Raw genomic sequence first — 20,140 nt, 5'->3', positions numbered from 1 at the left:
CCTAAATCGCTGCCCGGCATTCGACCATGGTAGCGGGCCGAAATTTTTTGAAATCACTAAACTGCACACCTTGCCTCCGTATCTCGAGATAACAATCCATGTACCGTGATCGTATCCGCTTGCCTTCGCTGTTGAACAAGGTCATGAGCGCGGCTGATGCCGCCGCACTGATTGAGGACGGCATGACCGTCGGCATGAGCGGCTTCACCCGTGCCGGTGAAGCCAAGGCCGTGCCTCAAGCCCTGGCCGAACGTGCCAAGACGTCGCCGCTGAAAATCACCCTGATGACCGGCGCAAGCCTGGGCAACGACCTCGACAAGCAACTGACCGAAGCCGGCGTGCTGTCGCGACGCATGCCGTTCCAGGTCGACAGCACCCTGCGCAAGGCGATCAACGCCGGCGAAGTGATGTTCATCGACCAGCATTTGTCGGAAACCGTCGAGCAACTGCGCAACAACCAGCTCAAGCTGCCTGACATTGCCGTGATCGAAGCCGTCGCGATCACCGAACAAGGCCATATCGTGCCGACCACTTCCGTGGGCAACTCGGCCAGTTTCGCGATTTTCGCCAAGCAAGTGATCGTCGAGATCAACATGGCGCACAACCCGAACCTGGAAGGTCTGCACGACATCTACATCCCGACCTATCGGCCGACGCGCACGCCGATCCCGCTGGTAAAAGTCGACGACCGCATTGGCAGCACCGCGATCCCGATTCCGCCGGAGAAGATCGTCGCCATCGTGATCACCAACAAGCCCGACTCACCTTCCACGGTGACGCCGCCGGACGCCGAAACCCAAGGCATCGCCAGCCACCTGATCAACTTCCTCAAGCAGGAAGTGGACGCCGGCCGTATGACCAACAAGCTCGGCCCGCTGCAGGCCGGGATCGGCAACATCGCCAACGCCGTGATGTGTGGCTTGATCGATTCGCCGTTCGAAGACCTGACCATGTATTCGGAAGTGCTGCAGGACTCGACGTTCGACCTGATTGACGCCGGCAAGCTGAGTTTCGCCTCCGGCAGTTCGATCACCCTGTCGGAGCGTCGCAACAGCAACGTGTTCGGCAACCTGGAGCACTACAAGGACAAACTGGTGCTGCGCCCGCAGGAAATCTCCAACCACCCGGAAGTGGTTCGCCGCCTGGGCATCATCGCGATCAACACCGCGCTGGAGTTCGACATCTACGGCAACGTCAACTCCACGCACGTGTGCGGGACACGGATGATGAACGGGATTGGCGGCTCGGGCGACTTCGCTCGTAACGCGCACCTGGCGATCTTCGTAACCAAATCGATTGCCAAGGCCGGGGCGATTTCCAGCGTGGTGCCAATGGTCAGCCACGTCGACCACACCGAGCATGACGTCGACATCCTGGTGACCGAAGTGGGCCTCGCCGACCTGCGTGGCCTGGCGCCACGGGAGCGCGCACGGGTGATCATCGACAACTGTGTGCACCCAGCCTACCGCGACGCGCTGAACAAGTACTTCGACGCCGCTTGTGCGATTGGTGGCCACACCCCGCACATCCTGCGCGAAGCCCTGAGCTGGCACATTAACCTGGAAGAAACCGGGCACATGCTCAAGGATTGATCGATACACAGCCGAGCTGATGCACACACAGTTTCATCAGCTCGGTTGCACCACCCCCTCTCCTTGGAAAAACTGTACTGCTGTACTGGTCTTTTCCTACCGAAATATCCCACACGCCCCTTCAAAAATGCCTATTTTGCACCCAATCAGTGCAGACAGGTACAGTTGCCCCATTTCCGTACAGTACAGCCGCCATAAACAGTTAACTGGCCCCTCACAATACAGGTGAACTGTATCTAGAGAGTCTTGCGCGGGAGGAGGATCATTGGCATCAGTTAAACCACTACCTAATCCCGCCACAAGCGGAAGGATGTCATCATGGAACGTACACTCAGTTCCGATCTGTTCTTCGAAGAGAAAGCTGTAAACACCCAGGCTTCCATGCCTCTGCGCGTTATCGCCAACCTGATGTTGTGGCAGCGCCGCATCTCCAGCCGCCATCAACTGGCTCGTCTGGACTCGCGTCTGCTGGCTGACGCCGGTATCAGCGAAGCACAACGCTACGAAGAGCTGAGCAAGCCGTTCTGGCGCTAATAGGCGCTCGCTGGCCCTGACCTGACGGGTCCACAGCCAGCAACCTGATTCGTTAAGCAAAGCCCGCCCCGGGTAACCGGAGGTGGGCTTTGTTGTTTCTGGGCTTGGGTGTTTTTGCCCCCGAACAGATAGCTTGCAGATCAACCAGTACAGTTTAATAAATATAACAATTAAGCAGTACAATTAAACATCGGTGTATCTGTATCGGTCGAAACGATCCGCTCAACATGGTCTTCCAAAAACACCATGAAAGGCGCTCCCCATGAACCCACCGACCCCGCGCACCTCGTTGTTACGTCGCACTGCCGCTACGCTCGCCAGATGGCGGCAACAGGCCCGCGAGCGCCACCAACTGGCCCAACTCGACCTGCGAGAGCTGTCCGACGCGGGTATCAGCCCCGGCGAGCGCCTGGTCGAGCTGTCCAAGCCATTCTGGCGTGACTAGACAGTCAAGGCGCTTTTCGAATGGACAGGCCGCGGCTTAATATCCGCTCACCACGTAGCGAACCGTGTAGAACGGGCGTCTGATGCCCAATGGCATCCACATCCGTTTCACAGGGGCCGCTTTGCGCGACCTTATTTGTTCATCTACAGGAGTCACCCCATGTCCCGTTTTCGCCTGCTGAGTGCCGCCACCCTGTTGGCCTTCGCCGCCAACGCCCACGCGTCCAGCTTCATCGTCACCACCGACTCCATCGTCGGCGCGCTGAAAGCCACCTCCGATGCGAGCTCCGATGCCACGTCCTCCCTGCGTGACAACAAGGTCGTGCGTGCCGCTCGTGACGACGCCGCCAGCTTTGTCGCCAGTGCCGGTGCCATTCGCGGCGTCAAACTGGAAAGCGCCCTCGCGCAGATCCGCCAGCAAGCGCCACAACTGAACGTCGCAACAGACGCGCAACTGGCCCAAGCCATTCTGGCCATCTGATAACAGGGCGGGACAAGGCAGCGCCAGCCGCTCCCGGATGCCTCGGCGCTGGCTCTCGCCCGGGCATTGCGCTAGCCTTGGCGCTCGCTTTCAGTTGTCGAGTCCCATGGCTCTTTCATACCGCCTGTTAATCGTTCCTGTGATGTTTTCCGCCTGCTGGTCAGCATTGGCTTCGGCCTTTGATCTGTCCACCCAGAGCACGGTCGTGAGCGCGTATGCCACCAGCAAAGTGACCTCCGCGCCGTTCGACAGAAAGTGGGTACTGGCCGCCCAGGATGATGCCGCCGCATTCATTGCCACTGACGGCCGATGGCGGGGGGCTCGACTGGAATCAGCGCTGGATCGTCTGCGCCGCAGCCAACCAAAACTAAACGCCAGTGACCTTGAACTGGCGCAAGCAATTCTCGTCCAATAACCATCTTTGTATTTCGGAGTCATTCCATGCGTAGCCCGCTGATCGCCGCCGCTCTCGGCCTGCTGTTGTTGACCGATGTCGCCCACGCGCAGACCTTGAAGGCCACCAGTAACATCATCGTGCGCGCCTCCGGGCGCACCATTGATTTCACCTCGGACACCACCACCTCGATCCGCGACTCCAAGATCGTGCGCGAAGCCCACGATGACGCCGCCAGCTTCGTCGCCACCAACGGCGAGATCCGTGGCGCGCAGCTCGAAGCCGCCTTCGACACCCTGCGCACCCGCGTGCCGGAAGCCCGTGATGCCAGCGACCAGACCCTCGCCGAAGCCATTCTCGCGCTGTGAGGCGTCTCAACGCCTGGCTCCTGGCCGGGGCTCTGCTGCTGTGTGCCGGCGTAGCCCAGGCCAGCCTGCAACTGCGGCTCATAACCGAAGGGTTGAGCCCAGCCGAACAGCAGGCCAGCCAGGCGTTGATCGATGAAGCGTTGCGCTCACTGCCGCCGCGCTTTATCGAGCAGTTGGACCGGCGCATCGATGTCGGCTGGACCGACAAGATGCCCGCAAACGCCTACGGCCAGGCCTCGCTGGTGTCCGAACTGGACCTGAACCGCAACCTGCTCGCCAGCCTGACCGACGGCAGCGCCGCCACCCGCAAGACCAACCGCCCCCACGGCACCGTGCGCCGGGAAATGCTCGCCACCGTGCTGCATGAACTGACCCACATCTACGACCGTGCGCGCCTGTGGCCCAGCGACGAGCGCACGCTGATCCGCCGTTGCAGCCGCCAGAACAGCATCACCGGCCTGATCGGCCTGCCCGATCAATGCCGTGGCCAGAACGACCGCCGCTTCACCTTCAGCGACGACCCACGCCTGCTGGACCTCGCCGGCTGGCCGCAATACGTCGGCCGCCGCGGTGAACGCGAGCAGCACAACCGCCAGATCGCGCGCAGCCCGGACCTCTACGAAACCAGCAGCCCGCTGGAGTTCGTCGCGGTCAACATGGAGTATTTCCTCCTCGACCCGAGCTACGCCTGCCGCCGCCCCGCGCTGTTCCGCTATTACAAGGAACACTTTGGCTGGGCGCCGCCCGAGCAAGACACCTGCGCCAAGACCTACGCCTTCCTCAACGCCGGCAACGATTTCGCCAAGACGCCCCTGGGCCATGTCGACCCGGAACGGGTCTACGAAATCGACTACCTGCTCGCCGAAGCCAACCAGAACCTGGTCAGTCGCTGGGGCCACAGCATGTTGCGCCTGGTGATCTGCGCACCCGGTCGCCCTCGCGGCCCGGACTGTCGGTTGGATCTGGACCAGCATCTGGTGTTGTCCTACCGCGCCTTTGTCGGTGACGTACAGCTGTCGAGCTGGGATGGCCTGGTGGGCAAGTACCCGTCACGACTGTTCGTGTTACCGCTGGCCCAGGTCATCGACGAGTACACCAAGACCGAGTTGCGCGGCCTCGCCTCGGTGCCGCTGAAACTGTCGCGCCGAGAGATCGAGGACACCGTCGAGCACGCGGCTGAAATGCACTGGAGCTACGACGGCAACTACTTCTTCCTGTCCAACAACTGCGCGGTCGAAGGCCTGAAACTGTTGCGCAGCGGCAGCGCCAACCCGCAACTGACCGGCCTGGACAACATCACGCCCAACGGGCTGCTGGAGGTCCTGCAGGCGCGCGGCCTGGCCGACACCAGCGTATTGAACGACAAGCGCGAGGCGCTGCGCCTGGGCTATCACTTCGACTCGTTCCGCGAGCGCTATCAAGCGATGTTCGACGTGCTGCGCAAGCACCTGCCGATCAAGCAGACCCAGGTCGAAGACTGGCTGTCCCTGAGTGCGCAAGAGCGCCGCCAATGGTTCGACCAGGCCGACCTGCGCACCAGCGCCGCGCTACTGCTGCTGGAACAGGCGAGCTTTCGCAAACAATTGATGCTGGCCCAGGACGAAGTCAAACAGCGCTACCTCGGCGCCCGCGAGCTGAAAAACGGCGGCATGGAGAAAGCCAACGCCACCTTGCAACAAATCCTCGCCAACAGCGGCTTCCTCAGTCGCCCGGCGGAACTGCTCGGCAGCAGCGGCTACGGCCTGCCGCAACCCTCGGAATCAAAGCGCCTCGAATCGGAAAGCGCCGAGCGCCAGAAACAGCTGCAATCCCTGACCGGCGAACTGGACAAAGAGGTGAGGGCGCTGCTGGACCCGTCACGCTCAGCCGAAATCGCCGCCTGCGAGGCCAACCTCAAGCAGGTCGGCGAACATCTGCGCAAACTGCACAAAGCCGCCGGCGGCCTCGAATTGCCCTGAATGTGGGAGGGGGCTGACGCCCTCCCACATGTTGATCTGCGCAAGCCTGGAGACCGTGTGTCATTTCCACCTCACCTGTTTGATCAACGAAAGCTGGCTGAAAGCTAACGCGTCTAGGATCGCGCCCACTGCCGGCAACAGACCGGCTATTAACAACAACAATGGTGATTCCCGATGTCCGCCCGCTCCCGCCTGTTCGCCCCCACTCCACCCGTAAACCTCGTGCCTCTCGTTCTGCGCTGACCCCACCCGGTTCGCCATTCCTTAGCCGCGCTACGCCTGGAGTATTCCTATGCTGACTTTCCTTGGCTTTGCCATGGTCATCACGTTCATGTTCCTGATCATGACCAAGCGCCTGTCCGCGCTGATCGCCCTGATCATCGTGCCGATCCTGTTCGCGCTGTTCGGCGGTTTTGCGCCGAAGATCGGCCCGATGATGCTCGAAGGCATCACCAAGCTCGCGCCGACCGGCGTGATGCTGATGTTCGCCATCCTCTACTTTGCCCTGATGATCGACTCCGGCCTGTTCGACCCGGCCGTGCGCAAGATCCTCAAGATGGTCAAGGGCGACCCGCTGAAAGTCTCGGTCGGCACCGCCGTGCTGGCCCTGGTGGTGTCCCTCGACGGTGACGGCGCCACCACTTACATGATCTGCGTGGCCGCCATGCTGCCGCTGTACCAGCGCATCGGCATGAGCCCGCGGATCATGGCCGGCCTGATCATCCTCGCCGGTGGCGTGATGAACATGACGCCCTGGGGTGGCCCGACCGCCCGCGCCGCGAGTGCGCTGCATGTGGACCCGTCAGACATCTTCGTGCCGATGATCCCGGCCATGGCCGCCGGCGTGGTCGCGATCCTGGTGATCGCCTATATGTACGGCAAGCGCGAACGTGCGCGCCTGGGTGAACTGCACCTGCAGGGCGACGAGATCGACCACAGCGAAATCAGCGTGTCGCAATACCCGGACGCCCGCCGTCCGAAGCTGATCTGGTTCAACGGCGCGCTGACCCTGGCGCTGATGTGTACGCTGATCGCCGGCCTGTTGCCGCTGCCGGTGCTGTTCATGGTGGCGTTCAGTATCGCGATGATCGTCAACTACCCGTGCCTGCAACAGCAGAAAGACCGCGTCGCCGCCCATGCCGGCAGCGTACTGGCCGTGGTGGGGCTGATCTTCGCTGCGGGGATTTTCACCGGCATCCTGTCGGGCACCGGCATGGTCGACGCCATGTCCAAGAGCCTGCTGGCGGTCATTCCCGACGCCCTGGGCCCTTACCTGGCAGTAATCACCGCGCTGGTGAGCATGCCGTTTACCTTCTTCATGTCCAACGATGCGTTCTACTATGGCGTACTGCCGGTATTGGCCGAAGCCGCCAGCCACTACGGCATCACCGCCGTGGAAATGGCCCGTGCGTCCATCGTCGGCCAACCCGTACACTTGCTCAGCCCGCTGGTGCCGTCGACTTACCTGCTGGTGGCCCTGGCCGGTATCGAGTTCGGCGATCACCAGCGCTTCACCCTGAAGTGGGCAGTGCTGGTTTGCCTGTGCATAATGTTCGCCGCGTTGCTGATGGGGATTTTTCCGCTGTTCAGCACTCTATAATCCTGCCGACTCGCCGCGCGGCGCTGCAGCTGGCGCGGTTTAACACTTGCTTAAAGGAATACACATGGAATGGCTGACCAATCCGGAAATCTGGATTGCCTTCTTCACCCTGACGGCCCTTGAGATCGTCCTGGGCATCGATAACATCATCATGATTTCGATCCTGGTCAGCCGCATGCCCAAGCATATGCAGGCGCGCACCCGGTTCTTCGGCCTGGCCCTGGCCATGGTCACGCGTATCCTGTTGCTGCTGTCCATCGCTTGGGTCATGCGCCTGACCGACGATCTGTTCGTGGTCTTCGGCCAGGGCATTTCCGGGCGCGACCTGATCCTGTTCTTCGGTGGCCTGTTCCTGCTGTGGAAAAGCTCCCAGGAGATGTTCCACGCCCTGGAAGGTGAAGACGAAACCCACGAAGAACCCAAAGGCACCGGTGGCAAGTTCATCTACACCATCATCCAGATCGCGATCATCGACATCGTGTTCTCCCTGGACTCGGTGATCACCGCCGTCGGCATGGTGTCCCACGTACCGGTGATGATCGCGGCGATCGTGGTCGCGGTGATGGTGATGATGCTGGCAGCAGGCACCATCAGCGACTTCATCGACAAGCACCCGTCGCTGAAGATGCTGGCGCTGTCGTTCCTGGTGGTGGTGGGTACCGTGCTGATCGCCGAATCCTTCGACGTGCATGTACCTAAAGGCTACGTCTACTTCGCCATGGCGTTCTCGCTGGCGGTGGAAGTGGTGAACATCAAGATGCGCACCGCCATCGCGAAAAAGAAGAAACAGCAGGACCCTGTGAAACTGCGCAAGGACATTCCGGGTCAATAACCTTGATCCGCTGCTGAAATGGGGCGTTCGCGCCCCATTTTTTCATCTGCAAAAAATTGATCTCATGACAGTTTTGTTTCAATCCCGACTTTAGCTATGCGATGCTGGCGCAGAGCCCATTCGCCAACTACAGCTTAAGTACAAGACGTAGAACGGCACGCGGCAATTCTCATTGGCTCCTGTTGGAGCCCACCCACACGGGGGGCCGAGCATGCTGACCTTGCTCAATCTGCTTTCCGCCGTGACCCTGCTGATCTGGGGCACGCATATCGTCCGCACCGGCATCCTGCGGGTCTACGGTTCCAACCTGCGCCACGTCATCGGGCAAAACATGTCCAAGCGCTGGCTGGCGTTTGTCGCCGGTATCCTGGTGACGGCCATGGTGCAGAGCAGCAACGCCACCGCCATGCTGGTGACATCGTTTGTCGGCCAGGGCTTGATGGGGCTGATGCCCGCCCTGGCGACCATGCTCGGCGCCGACGTCGGTACGGCGCTGATGGCCCGGGTGCTCACCCTGGACCTGTCCTGGCTGTCGCCGCTGTTGATCTTTCTCGGGGTGATCTTCTTCCTCTCGCGCAAGCAGACACGGGCCGGGCAATTGGGTCGGGTCGGGATCGGCCTCGGGCTGATCATCCTCGCCCTGCAGTTGATCGTCGAAGCCGCCGGGCCGATTACCCACGCGCAGGGCGTGAAGGTGCTGTTCGCCTCGCTGACCGGCGACATCCTGCTCGATGCGCTGGTCGGCGCGTTGTTCGCGATGATTTCCTACTCCAGCCTCGCCGCCGTACTGCTGACCGCCACCCTGGCCGGCGCCGGCGTGATCGGCTTGCACGTGGCCATCGGCCTGGTGATCGGCGCCAACATCGGCAGCGGCGTGCTGGCCTTCCTCAGCACCAACATGCAGAACGCCGCCGGACGCCAGGTGGCCCTGGGCAGCCTGTTGTACAAATTGATCGGCCTGCTGCTGATCATCCCGGTGCTTGACCCGCTCGTGTTATGGATGGACAGCCTGGATTACAGCGCCCAAGGCATGGTCATTAGCTTCCACCTGCTCTACAACGTCAGTCGTTGCCTGATCCTGCTGCCGAGCATCGGCCCGATGGCCCGGGTCTGCGCGTGGTTGCTGCCCGAACGGGAAGAGGCCAACGGCAAGGCCACGCCGCGCCACCTGGACCTCGCCGCCCTGGCCACGCCAAGCCTGGCGCTGGCCAACGCAGTGCGGGAAACCCTGCGCCTGGGCGACCTGATCGACAACATGCTCACCGCGATGCTCGAAGTGCTGCGCGGCAAACAGACCGCCATCACCCAGGAAATGCGCAGCCTCAGCGACGACGTCGAGGCGCTCTACAGCGCGATCAAACTCTACCTGGCGCAAATGCCTCGCGAAGACCTCAGCGAACAGGACAACCGCCGCTGGGCCGAGATCATCGAGCTGTCGATCAACCTGAAACTGGCTGGCGACCTGATCGAACGCATGCTGCGCAAAGTCCAGCAGCAGAAAACCTCCCAGCGGCGCCAGTTCTCCGAAGTGGGCCTGGAAGAACTCACCGGCCTGCACAGCCAACTGATCGCCAACCTGCGCTTGGGCCTGTCGGTGTTCCTCAGTGCCGACCCGGAAAGCGCGCGCCAGTTGCTGCGCGAGAAACGCCGCTTCCGCGCCCAGGAGCGCCGCCTGGCACACGCCCACGTCAGCCGCCTGCAACGCAAGATCGTGCAGAGCCTGGAGACCAGCTCCCTGCATTTGGAACTGATTGCCGACATGAAACGCTTGAACTCGTTGTTTTGCAGCAGTGCTTATGCAGTGTTGGAAACGTCCGACATCGGCGCGCTCTCCGCCGAAGATATTGCCGACATCACACATTCGCCCTGAACGTAAGACGGCCAGTGAAGTCAGTTAACACTGACCTCACTCGCCAGGAAGCCAGTTATGCGTCGCCTGTTATTCGCCTGCCTGCTCATGGGCTCTGTACACGCCCTTGCCTTTGACCGCCTGCAAGTCGAAGGCTACACCTTGCCCAACGGCCTGCAATTACTGCTCAAGCCGGGCACCGAACGCGGGCATGTTGCCATTCGCCTGGTGGTCGGTGTGGGCCTGGATGACTTCCGTTGCGAAGACAAGGAACTGCCGCACCTGCTCGAACACTTGTTGTTCAGCGGTATCGACGGCGGCGGCGAAGGCGACCTCGAAGAACGCATGCAAGCCCTGGGCGGCGAATGGAACGCCTACACCAGCAATGCCGACACCACCTTCGTGATCGAGGCGCCCGCGCAAAACCAGCGCAAGGTCTTGGACCTGCTACGGGCGATCCTCACCCGCACCGAACTGACCGACGCCCATATCAACGCGGCCAAGCAGGTAGTCGAGCGCGAAGACGGCGGCCATTACTCGCACCTGCAACGCCTGCTGGACCGCCAGGACCTGGGCCACACCGCCAGCAACCAATTGGCGGTCGAACTGGGCCTCAAGTGCGCCGAACGCGCCGAGGTCAACCAGTTGACCCGCGACCAACTGGAGCAACTGCGTAAAAACTGGTACGCCCCCAACAACATGACGCTGATCATCGTCGGCGACCTCGACAAGCTGCTGCCGGCCTACCTGGAACGCACCTATGGCCAACTCGTCCCGGTCGAGCCGACCGAGCATTTGGCCCTGCCGGAAATCCAGCACGCCGCTGCCAGCCGTCGCGACCTGATCCATGGCTGGGTCGGCAACGGCGCCAAACTGCACTGGCTGTTCCCCGAGCCGGTGCTCGACGAGCAGCATGACGAAACCTACGACCTGCTCAAGGACTACCTCGACTGGGCGCTGTATCGCCAACTGCGCCTCAAGCACGGCTTGTCCTACGGCCCGTGGAGCGAACGCGAAGTGCTCGGCGGCGTCGGTTTCCTCAGCCTGAATGCCGACCTCGAACGGGAAACCCTCCCCGAAGCCGAACAGGTGTTGCAAGACCTCAAGGCCCAACTGCTCAAGGACGGCCTCGACCCGGCGGCATTCGCCCGCCTCCAACACGCCACCATCGCGCGCCAGGCCTGGGCCGTGCAGGGCAACAGCGCGCTGGCCGACTATTACTGGAGCGCCTCGGGCGACTACGACAACGGCCACTTCAGCGACCCGGTCAAACGCATCAAGGCCGTGACTCTGGCGCAAACCAACCAGGCCATGCGCGAGCTATTCAAGCAGCCGGGCTACTGGCGCATCGAAAAACCGCTGCTGAGCTACGACCTGCTGAACGGGATCGGCGCCGGAGTGCTCGGGCTGATCACGATTGTATTGATCGGCGTGCGCAGTTATCGCAAACGAAACGCGTAATGAGGCACCGCACCCAGGGCTAAGGCGTTATTCTGTCGGAGATTTTTCTTACAAAGACTGTGACCGCCGAATGCCGAACCTGAACCACTACATCCAGCGCATCCTCGAACTGATGAAACGCTACCCAGGGGTGATCGCACTCGGCGGCTTCATCTCGGGGGTGAGCAGCTTCATCCTGGTGGACCGCCAGCAGGGCATGGCCAGTTGGATCGCGGTCATCATGCTGGTGAGCTGGTTGTGGCTGATGCTGGAAAACAGCTTTACCCAGCTGTTCACCAAAGTCTTCAAGCGCGAAATCCCCGAACCGCTGCTGCGTTACGCCACCCAGATGATCCACCAGGAAAGTCTGTTTTTTGTGCTGCCGTTCTTTTTCATCACCACCGCCTGGAACAGCGGCCAATCGATCTTCACCGGGCTGCTCGGCGCGGCGGCGCTGGTGTCGATCACCGACCCGCTGTATTACAAGTGGCTGGCGCCCAAACGCTCGCTGTTCCTCGCCTTGCACACCTTCACCCTGTTCGCCGCGCTGCTCACCGCGCTGCCGATCATCCTGCACCTGACCACTGCCGAGAGTTACAAGCTGGCCCTTGGCGTGGCCATGGCCTTGTCGATCCCGAGCCTGGCCGTGAGCCTGCCGCTGCGCAGTCTCAAAGGCTGGGCGATGCTGCTCGGGGTCACTGCCGCCATTGGCTGCGCCGGATGGTTCCTACGCAGTTGGGTGCCACCGGCCACCTTGTGGATGACTGAAGTGGCGATCAGCACCCAGTTGCAAGACCGCACGCCAGGCGACGATCTCAAAGAAGTCAGCGCCGCCCAACTGCGCGGCGGCGGGCTGTACGCCTATACCGCCATCAACGCCCCGCGCGGGCTGGAGGAGCGGATCTACCATGTGTGGAAATTCAACGGCAAGGAGGTCGACCGCATAGCCCTGGATATCCACGGCGGGCGCAAAGAAGGCTACCGCGCCTGGACCCACAAGCAGAACTTCCCGGCCGACGCCGTGGGGCGCTGGCAAGTCCGGGTGCTGACCGAAGACGGGCAGGTGATCGGTGTGCTGCGTTTCAAAGTGACTGACACAGCACAAACGGACAACCCAAAGTAGGCTGTATCGTGCTATTACGTAGGCATTGTGGATAGCCAGACAAGCTCGGAGCTTATGACCACTCGTACCTCGGCCGGCACAGCCCACCTCGATACGTCCACCGCCCCCCCGTTACTCAGGATTACGGGGGACTGGACGCTTGCCCACTACACAAACCTGAAGAAACTGTCGGACAAGCTCGACGGCGGATACGACGCCGGTGCCCGCGTCGACCTCAATGGCCTCGGCGCCCTCGACACAGCCGGCGCCTCACTGCTGGTGGAGCTGCTGGGTCCGGAGCGTATCGAGCAATCCGCCGAGCAAACCGACTGCAGCCTGTCCGCCGCCGACCGCGCACTGCTCAAGACCGTCTACCGCTCCCTGAACGATTTCTGCGTACCGGAAAAAGCCCCGGAAGAGGCCACCGGCATCCAGGTGCTGGCGCGCATCGGCGCCGCGGTGGATGCGGTGTGGCTGGACAGCAAAAAGCTGCTGGGCTTTATCGGCCTGATCCTTGAAACCTTTGCCCGCAGCATTTTCCGGCCCAAACGCTGGCGCGTGACGCCGATGGTTGCGCATATCGAACAGACCGGCCTCGACGCCGCGCCCATCGTCGCCTTGCTGACGTTTCTGGTGGGCGCCGTGGTGGCGTTCCTCGGCGCCACGGTGCTCAAGAGCTTTGGCGCGACGATTTTCACCGTGGACCTGGTGGCGTTCTCCTTCCTACGGGAATTCGGCGTCTTGCTGACCGCGATCCTGATCGCCGGCCGCACCGCCAGTGCCTTTACCGCGCAAATCGGCTCGATGAAGGCCAACGAAGAAATCGACGCCATCCGCACCCTGGGCCTGGACCCGATGGAGCTGCTGGTCTTGCCCCGCGTGCTGGCCCTGCTGGTGTCGCTGCCGATGCTGACGTTCCTGGCGATGCTCTCGGGGATTGTCGGCGGCGGGGTGGTGTGTGCGCTGACCCTGGATATTTCGCCGGCGATGTTCCTCTCGCTGCTGCAGTCGGACATTGGTGTGAAGCATTTCCTGGTGGGCATGGTGAAAGCGCCGTTCTTCGCCTTCCTGATCGCCGCCATTGGTTGCCTGGAAGGCTTCAAGGTCAGCGGCAGCGCCGAGTCGGTCGGCGCCCATACCACCTCCAGCGTGGTGCAATCGATCTTTGTGGTGATCGTGCTCGATGCGGTCGCCGCGTTGTTCTTCATGGAGATGGGCTGGTGAGTCGCCTACACCGAGCGCCCAGCGAGGCGGTGATCGAAGTCCGTGGGCTGTGCAATCGCTTTGGCAGCCAGAGCGTGCACGAAAACCTCGACCTGGATCTGTACAAGGGCGAAATCCTCGCCGTGGTTGGCGGCTCCGGCAGCGGTAAGTCGGTGCTGTTGCGCAGCATCGTCGGCCTGCGTCGGCCCAGCGCAGGCGAGGTGCGGGTATTCGGCAAGGACTTGTCGAACCTGCCGGAGCAGGCGCGCTCGCTGGTGGAACGGCGCTTTGGCGTGCTGTTCCAGAAGGGCGCGCTGTTTTCCTCGCTGACGGTGACCGAGAACGTCGCGCTGCCGCTGATCGAACACGCCGGCCTGAGCCGCGCCGACGCCGAGCACCTGGCCGCAGTCAAATTGGCTTTGGCCGGGTTGCCGCTGTCGGCGGCCGACAAATACCCGGCGTCGCTGTCCGGCGGCATGATCAAGCGCGCGGCCCTGGCCCGTGCCCTGGCGCTGGACCCGGACATTCTGTTCCTCGACGAACCCACCGCCGGGCTCGACCCGATCGGCGCCGCGCAATTCGACCAACTGATCCTGACCCTGCGCGATGCGCTGGGCCTGAGCGTGTTCCTGGTCACCCACGACCTGGACACGCTGTACACCATCACCGACCGCGTCGCGGTGCTGGCGCAGAAGAAAGTGCTGGTGGCCGATGCCATCGATGTCGTCTCGGAAACCGACGACGCCTGGATTCACGAATATTTCCACGGCCCCCGGGGCCGCGCGGCATTGGATGCCGCTCAACCGCTCAACGAGGTATGACATGGAAACCCGAGCCCATCATGTGATGATCGGTCTGTTCAGCGTGATTGTGGTGGTCGGCGCGATGCTGTTTGGCCTGTGGCTGGCCAAGTCCAGCGTCGACACCGCGTTCCAGGACTACGAAGTGATTTTCAACGAAGCGGTCAGCGGCCTGTCCCAGGGCAGCTCGGTGCAGTACAGCGGGATCAAGGTGGGCGATGTCATCAGCCTGCGCCTGGACCCCAAAGACCCGCGCCGCGTGCTCGCGCGCATCCGCCTTTCCGGGCAGACGCCGATCAAGGAAGACACCCAGGCCAAGCTGGCCCTGACCGGCATCACCGGCACCTCGATCATCCAGCTCAGCGGCGGCACACCGCAAAGCCCGACACTCAAAGGCAAGGGCGGCGACCTGCCGGAGATCATCGCCTCGCCATCACCTATTGCGCGGTTGCTGAACAACAGTAACGACCTGATGACCAGCATCAACCTGCTGCTGCACAACGCCAACGACATGTTCTCCGCGCAGAATGTCGAGCGCATCAGCAACACCCTGGACCATCTGGAACAAACCACCGGCGCGATTGCCGACCAGCGCGGCGATATCAAAGTGGTGATGCAGCAACTGATGCAGGTCAGCAAGCAGGCCGGTGCCGCCCTCGAGCAGACCACCGCGCTGATGCGCAATGCCAACGGCCTGCTCAACGATCAAGGCAGGCAGGTCTTCGGCAGCGCCGAGCAGGCGATGAAATCCCTTGAGCAAAGCACTGCGACCATCAACACCTTGCTGACCGATAACAAGAACGCGGTGAACAGCGGCATGCAGGGCCTCAACGAACTGGCGCCGGCCGTGCGCGAACTGCGCGAAACCCTCGGTTCGCTGCGCGCCATCTCCCGCCGCCTGGAAGCCAACCCCAGCGGTTACCTGCTGGGCAGCGACAAGAACAAGGAGTTCACGCCATGAAGCGTGCTTACCAACTGATCGCCCCCGTGGCGCTGGTGCTGATCGGCGCGTGCTCGATCCTGCCCAGTCCCAACCCGTCAGACGTCTACCGCCTGGCCTCGGCCCCGGCGGCCGCCCAAGCGGCGCCGGTAGCCTGGTCGCTGCGCGTGACCAAGCCGCAGACCAGCGAGTTCCTCGACAGCTCGCGCATTGCCGTGGTGCCCCGGGGTGATCTGATCAGCAGCTACGCCAACTCACGCTGGAGCGACTCGGCACCGGTGCTGCTACGCAACCGCTTCATGGACGGCTTCCAGCGCGATGGCCGGGTGACGTTGCTGAGCAGCGACGAGACCAACCTGCAGGCCGACTACGAGCTGGGCGGGCAATTGCAGGCGTTCCAGAGCGAATACCGCGACAGCGCGGTGGAAGTGGTGATTCGCCTGGATGCGCGGCTGGTGCGTGGGAGTGATCAGCGGATCATTGCGAGCCGACGGTTTGAAGTGCGCCAGCCGGTCAGCGACAACAAAGTGCCAGCGGTGGTGGCCGGGTTTGGGCTGGCGGGGGATCAGTTGAACAAGCAGGTGGTGGATTGGGTGGTGGTGCAAGGCAACACTGCGCCGAAACGCTGAGGGCCTCATCGGGAGCAAGCTCCCTCCCACATTTAACCGCGTTTTGTCAGGATGAATACGGTCAAATGTGGGAGGGGCGGTGCGACGATTCGACTTGCCCCCGATAGCCATCCAAGCCTTAACCAAAGAACCAGTAGCACACCGCAATCGCCGCCACCACACCGGCAAACTCCGCCAGCAACGCACAACCCACCGCATGCCTTGCCCGCTGGATGCCCACCGAGCCGAAATACACCGCCAATACATAGAAGGTGGTCTCGGTACTGCCCTGAACCGTCGCCGCCACCAACGCCGGGAAGCTGTCGACGCCCTGGGTCTGCATGGTCTCGATCAACATCGCCCGCGCGGCACTGCCGGAGAACGGCTTGACCATCGCCGTCGGCAACGCGTCGACGAAGCGCGTGTCCATGCCGGTCCAGGCGACCACATGACGAATGCCTTCCAGGCCAAAGTCCAGCGCACCGGATGCGCGCAACACGCCCACCGCGCAGAGCATCGCCACCAGATACGGCAGCAGGTTCTTGGCGACGTCGAAGCCCTCTTTGGCCCCTTCGACAAACGCCTCGTACACCTTCACCTTGCGCAACGCGCCGACCAGCAGGAACAGCATGATCAGGCCAAACAGCGTCAGGTTGCCAAGGATCGACGACAACCCGGCCAGCGCCGTGGCGGACAAGGTCGCCAGCACCGCCATGAAGCCGCCCAGCACCAATGCGCCCGGGATCAAATAGGCCAGCACCACCGGGTCCCACAGCCGCAGGCGCTGCATCACCGCCACCGAGAGCAGGCCCGTCAGGGTCGATGCGCTGGTGGCCAGTAGGATCGGCAAAAACACCAGCGTCGGGTCGGCTGCGCCTTGCTGGGCGCGGTACATGAAGATGGTCACCGGCAACAGCGTCAGCGAGGACGCGTTGAGCACCAGGAACAGAATCTGCGCGTTACTCGCGGTATTGGGGATCGGGTTGAGTTCCTGCAACGCTTTCATGGCTTTCAGGCCGATGGGCGTGGCAGCGTTGTCCAGGCCCAGGCCGTTGGCAGCGAAGTTGAGGGTGATCAAGCCGATGGCCGGGTGGCCGGCCGGCACTTCCGGCATCAGCCGACGAAACAGTGGGCCGAGGGCCTTGGCCAGCCAGTCGACGATCCCGGCTTTTTCGGCGATGCGCAAAAAGCCCAGCCATAACGTCAGCGTGCCGAACAACAGCACCATGACCTCCACCGACAATTTGGCCATGGCGAAAATGCTTTCCACCATCGCCGCAAAAATCCCGGCGTTACCGCCGACCAGCCATTGCGCCAGTGCTGACACCATTGCCACGACAAAGAAGCCAAGCCACAGGCCATTGAGCATCAGTTGAATCCCCCGAAAGATGGGGCGAATGATAGCGGGGCTGACAGAAACGACAAACCCCGGATTTCCCGGGGTTTGTGCGCATCAGGCAGACCTCAGCCGCGGCTGGCCTCGCCGACCGGCAACACTTGCTTGGTGCGCCAGTGCGGCAGGGAGTTCCAGTAGCGCTCGCCCTTGGCATCGTCGTACATGCCTTCCCAACGGGAGATGACCAACACAGCCAGGGCGTTGCCGATCACGTTGAGGGCGGTACGCGCCATGTCCATGATGCGGTCGACACCGGCAATGAACGCCAGGCCTTCCAATGGAATGCCCACGCTGCCCAGGGTGGCCAGCAACACCACGAAGGACACACCCGGGACACCGGCGATGCCTTTGGAGGTGACCATCAGGGTCAGCACCAGCATCAGTTGCTGGCCGACCGACAGGTCGATGCCATACAACTGCGCGATAAAGATCGCCGCGATGCTCTGGTACAGAGTCGAACCATCGAGGTTGAACGAATAACCGGTCGGCACCACGAAGCTGCAGATGGCCTTCGGCGCGCCGTAGGCTTCCATCTTCTCGATCACCCGCGGCAGCACGGTTTCGGAACTGGCGGTGGAGTAGGCCAGCACCAGCTCATCCTTGAAGATGCGCATCAGCTTGATCACCGAGAAGCCAAACAGGCGTGCGATCAGGCCCAGGATCACAAAGGCAAAGAACAGGATGGCGACGTAAACCAGAATCACCAGCTTGGCCAATGGCAGCAGAGAGGCGAAGCCGAAGTTGGCGACGGTCACCGCGATCAGCGCGAACACACCGATAGGCGCGTACTTCATGATCATGTGGGTGACTTTGAACATGCTCTCGGACACGCCCTGGAACATCGTCACCAACGGCTCGCGCAGCTCAGGCTTGAGGCTCGACAGGCCCAGGCCGAACAGCACGGAGAAGAAGATGATCGGCAGCATCTCGCCACGCGCGACGGCGGCAAAGATGTTCGACGGGATCAGGTTGAGGATGGTCTGGACGAACGCATGTTCATGCTGCACCTCCGCCGCAGTCGCCTGGTACTTGGAGATATCCACCGTACCCAGGGAACTCATGTCGATGCCCGTGCCAGGGTGGAACAGGTTGGCCAGCAACAGGCCGACCACGATGGCGATGGTGGTGACGACCTCGAAGTAAAGAATGGTTTTGACGCCGATTCGACCGAGCTTTTTCGCATCGCCTACACCGGCAATGCCGACGATCAGCGAGGAAATCACAATCGGGATCACGATCATCTTGATCAGGCGGATAAAGATATCGCCCGCCGGCTGCAGCACGTTGCTGATCCACCAGGCCTTTTCAGCACTGAAATGGTTGAGCACGGCGCCGATTGCGATCCCCAGCACCAAACCGATGAGGATCTGCCAGGCGAGGCTTAGCTTTGCCTTCTTCATGTCATTACCCTTACTTCAAGTGAACTTAAGGCAAATGCGCCAGCTGCAACGCTCGGAAGCGAAAAAGTGTGTGCATCTGCCTCCGTAGAAAGTCACCGCCGCATGGCCGAAATGGCTTACTGGCAGGCGAAAAAAGGCGCAACTATTCCCATGCAAGGGGGCGACGTCTAATGCCGTAAACGCCTACCCTATGCCGAATCGGCATGGCTTTTTTTCATAATAACTGACCGAACGGTCAGTTCAAATGCGACATTTTGCCCGGCGAATATGCCGTGAACCGGTCAAATCAGGCTCGCTTAGAGATTCAGGACACGCTGAAGGCATTCGCAAAAATGCCTGTGTATTCAGGGGGCTGTTGTCTGAAATGTCCTATAGCGCGAACGAAATTTTCTCGATAGATGGTCGCCACGACATACCCAGTAATGGTTAGGCGCGGGCAAAAAGCAGATTCTCGGCTATGGGCAGTATGAGAGGCGGGGGATGAACGTCATAAGCCCGCCGCAAGTCCAGCAAGCTCGAGAGCGTGTGAACTTGCGTCGCAGCTTTTCACCTGACCCGGCCCTTGCGCAGGCACTCCCTGTACCCGTAGGTCACGCCGATCTCGACGGATCAGAGCAACCCGGCCCCCTGGTCATGCATCACCCTTGGCGAGCGATGCAAACAGAAAGAAGCGCACGGGCTTCTTTCTATGGACGCCGGCCCCGCAGACGACAGATGCGTCAGACGGAACCTAGTACCAATTCGGATCTTTCTTCAGTTGCTCCATCAGCAGCTTTTGCATGCCTGCATCCGGCTTACCGATAAACCGGTAATCGGCGTGACGCGTTGGAGACTTGTCCGCCGGCAGGCCGGCCGGGACTTCCACCAACATGGCGTAGGCATCTTCCTTGTCATAACTGAAGGCGACGATCAGGCGCTTGTTCAGGCAGGTGTCTGCGGTTTCGCAGAGAGGCCCGACCAAGTACTTGTCGCCATCTTCTTCAACGGCATTCATTTGCTCGGCCGTGCCGGACAGGTTCATGACCCATTCCGGCAGGCGCTCTTCTTTCTTCACCACGCCTTGCCACGTTTCACGGTACTGCGGGTCTGCGCTGAGCAATTCGTTGGCCCGGGTCTGACCGTCGTTAGCGGCCATCACCAAACCGCTGCCGCCCAGAAGCAGGACGGCAGCCATAGCGTTGAGAGACAAAGTGGTCATA

Annotated in this window: 19 protein-coding genes; 16 read left to right on the top strand and 3 right to left on the bottom strand. The window is 61.7% G+C overall.

Features of this window, described 5'->3' with window-relative positions:
* The first annotated feature begins 98 nt into the window (after positions 1 to 98).
* From J2Y83_RS29515 to J2Y83_RS29440, 16 genes are all read left to right on the top strand, one after another.
* The gene (locus J2Y83_RS29515; RefSeq protein ID WP_253400317.1) at positions 99 to 1,592 is read left to right on the top strand and encodes an acetyl-CoA hydrolase/transferase family protein; all 1,494 of its coding nucleotides are present in this window, start codon (positions 99 to 101) and stop codon (positions 1,590 to 1,592) included.
* A gap of 318 nt (positions 1,593 to 1,910) precedes the next feature.
* Positions 1,911 to 2,126: a DUF1127 domain-containing protein gene (locus tag J2Y83_RS29510; protein ID WP_099236514.1), complete on the top strand. Its 216-nt coding sequence runs from the start codon at positions 1,911 to 1,913 to the stop codon at positions 2,124 to 2,126.
* Positions 2,127 to 2,388: 262 nt separating this feature from the next.
* Positions 2,389 to 2,571 (top strand): DUF1127 domain-containing protein, encoded by a 183-nt coding sequence (locus tag J2Y83_RS29505; RefSeq protein ID WP_253400316.1) that lies wholly within the window; start codon positions 2,389 to 2,391, stop codon positions 2,569 to 2,571.
* A 159-nt stretch (positions 2,572 to 2,730) separates the two neighbouring features.
* On the top strand, positions 2,731 to 3,051 hold the full coding sequence (locus J2Y83_RS29500) for a DUF2388 domain-containing protein (RefSeq protein WP_253400315.1): 321 nt from the start codon (positions 2,731 to 2,733) through the stop codon (positions 3,049 to 3,051).
* Between the two features lie 106 nt (positions 3,052 to 3,157).
* Positions 3,158 to 3,466, top strand: a complete 309-nt coding sequence (locus J2Y83_RS29495) for a DUF2388 domain-containing protein (protein ID WP_253400314.1) — start codon at positions 3,158 to 3,160, stop codon at positions 3,464 to 3,466.
* 26 nt (positions 3,467 to 3,492) lie between these two features.
* Positions 3,493 to 3,813 carry a DUF2388 domain-containing protein gene (locus J2Y83_RS29490; protein ID WP_247403113.1) on the top strand — a complete coding sequence of 107 codons (321 nt, stop codon included), beginning with the start codon at positions 3,493 to 3,495 and terminating at the stop codon, positions 3,811 to 3,813.
* Entirely contained in the window at positions 3,810 to 5,771 is a 1,962-nt protein-coding gene (locus J2Y83_RS29485) for a DUF7844 domain-containing protein (RefSeq protein ID WP_253400313.1), read from the top strand. The genes J2Y83_RS29490 and J2Y83_RS29485 overlap by 4 nt, the downstream gene beginning before the upstream one ends.
* Positions 5,772 to 6,063: 292 nt before the next feature.
* Positions 6,064 to 7,371, top strand: coding sequence for a CitMHS family transporter (locus J2Y83_RS29480; RefSeq protein WP_253400312.1), 1,308 nt, complete (start codon positions 6,064 to 6,066; stop codon positions 7,369 to 7,371).
* 64 nt (positions 7,372 to 7,435) lie between these two features.
* Complete coding sequence (locus tag J2Y83_RS29475) at positions 7,436 to 8,203, top strand: TerC family protein (protein ID WP_253400311.1); 768 nt, start codon at positions 7,436 to 7,438, stop codon at positions 8,201 to 8,203.
* Positions 8,204 to 8,414: 211 nt separating this feature from the next.
* On the top strand, positions 8,415 to 10,073 hold the full coding sequence (locus tag J2Y83_RS29470; RefSeq protein ID WP_253400310.1) for a Na/Pi cotransporter family protein: 1,659 nt from the start codon (positions 8,415 to 8,417) through the stop codon (positions 10,071 to 10,073).
* 57 nt (positions 10,074 to 10,130) lie between these two features.
* Positions 10,131 to 11,513: a M16 family metallopeptidase gene (locus J2Y83_RS29465; protein ID WP_253400309.1), complete on the top strand. Its 1,383-nt coding sequence runs from the start codon at positions 10,131 to 10,133 to the stop codon at positions 11,511 to 11,513.
* A gap of 70 nt (positions 11,514 to 11,583) precedes the next feature.
* On the top strand, positions 11,584 to 12,615 hold the full coding sequence (locus tag J2Y83_RS29460; RefSeq protein WP_253400308.1) for a DUF5924 family protein: 1,032 nt from the start codon (positions 11,584 to 11,586) through the stop codon (positions 12,613 to 12,615).
* Between the two features lie 54 nt (positions 12,616 to 12,669).
* Positions 12,670 to 13,818, top strand: coding sequence for an ABC transporter permease (locus tag J2Y83_RS29455; RefSeq protein WP_253400307.1), 1,149 nt, complete (start codon positions 12,670 to 12,672; stop codon positions 13,816 to 13,818).
* The gene (locus tag J2Y83_RS29450) at positions 13,815 to 14,618 is read left to right on the top strand and encodes an ABC transporter ATP-binding protein (RefSeq protein ID WP_253400306.1); all 804 of its coding nucleotides are present in this window, start codon (positions 13,815 to 13,817) and stop codon (positions 14,616 to 14,618) included. The genes J2Y83_RS29455 and J2Y83_RS29450 overlap by 4 nt, the downstream gene beginning before the upstream one ends.
* A gap of 1 nt (position 14,619) precedes the next feature.
* Positions 14,620 to 15,558, top strand: coding sequence for an MlaD family protein (locus tag J2Y83_RS29445; protein WP_253400305.1), 939 nt, complete (start codon positions 14,620 to 14,622; stop codon positions 15,556 to 15,558).
* The gene (locus J2Y83_RS29440; RefSeq protein WP_253400304.1) at positions 15,555 to 16,166 is read left to right on the top strand and encodes an ABC-type transport auxiliary lipoprotein family protein; all 612 of its coding nucleotides are present in this window, start codon (positions 15,555 to 15,557) and stop codon (positions 16,164 to 16,166) included. The genes J2Y83_RS29445 and J2Y83_RS29440 overlap by 4 nt, the downstream gene beginning before the upstream one ends.
* A 118-nt stretch (positions 16,167 to 16,284) precedes the next feature.
* Here the strand turns inward: J2Y83_RS29440 and J2Y83_RS29435 are convergent, their stop codons facing one another.
* From J2Y83_RS29435 to J2Y83_RS29425, 3 genes are all read right to left on the bottom strand, one after another.
* On the bottom strand, positions 16,285 to 17,514 hold the full coding sequence (locus tag J2Y83_RS29435; RefSeq protein ID WP_253400303.1) for a nucleoside recognition domain-containing protein: 1,230 nt from the start codon (positions 17,512 to 17,514) through the stop codon (positions 16,285 to 16,287).
* A 95-nt stretch (positions 17,515 to 17,609) separates the two neighbouring features.
* On the bottom strand, positions 17,610 to 18,941 hold the full coding sequence (gltP, locus tag J2Y83_RS29430) for a glutamate/aspartate:proton symporter GltP (RefSeq protein ID WP_253400302.1): 1,332 nt from the start codon (positions 18,939 to 18,941) through the stop codon (positions 17,610 to 17,612).
* Between the two features lie 730 nt (positions 18,942 to 19,671).
* Positions 19,672 to 20,139 (bottom strand): inhibitor of vertebrate lysozyme family protein, encoded by a 468-nt coding sequence (locus J2Y83_RS29425; protein WP_253400301.1) that lies wholly within the window; start codon positions 20,137 to 20,139, stop codon positions 19,672 to 19,674.
* Between the last annotated feature and the right edge of the window lies 1 nt (position 20,140).

This window comes from Pseudomonas marginalis (assembly GCF_024169655.1).
In the GTDB taxonomy this organism is placed as follows: Bacteria; Pseudomonadota; Gammaproteobacteria; order Pseudomonadales; family Pseudomonadaceae; genus Aquipseudomonas; species Aquipseudomonas paraveronii.
Note: the sequence above shows the minus strand (reverse complement) of the source record. Positions and strands in the feature narration are given on the sequence as shown.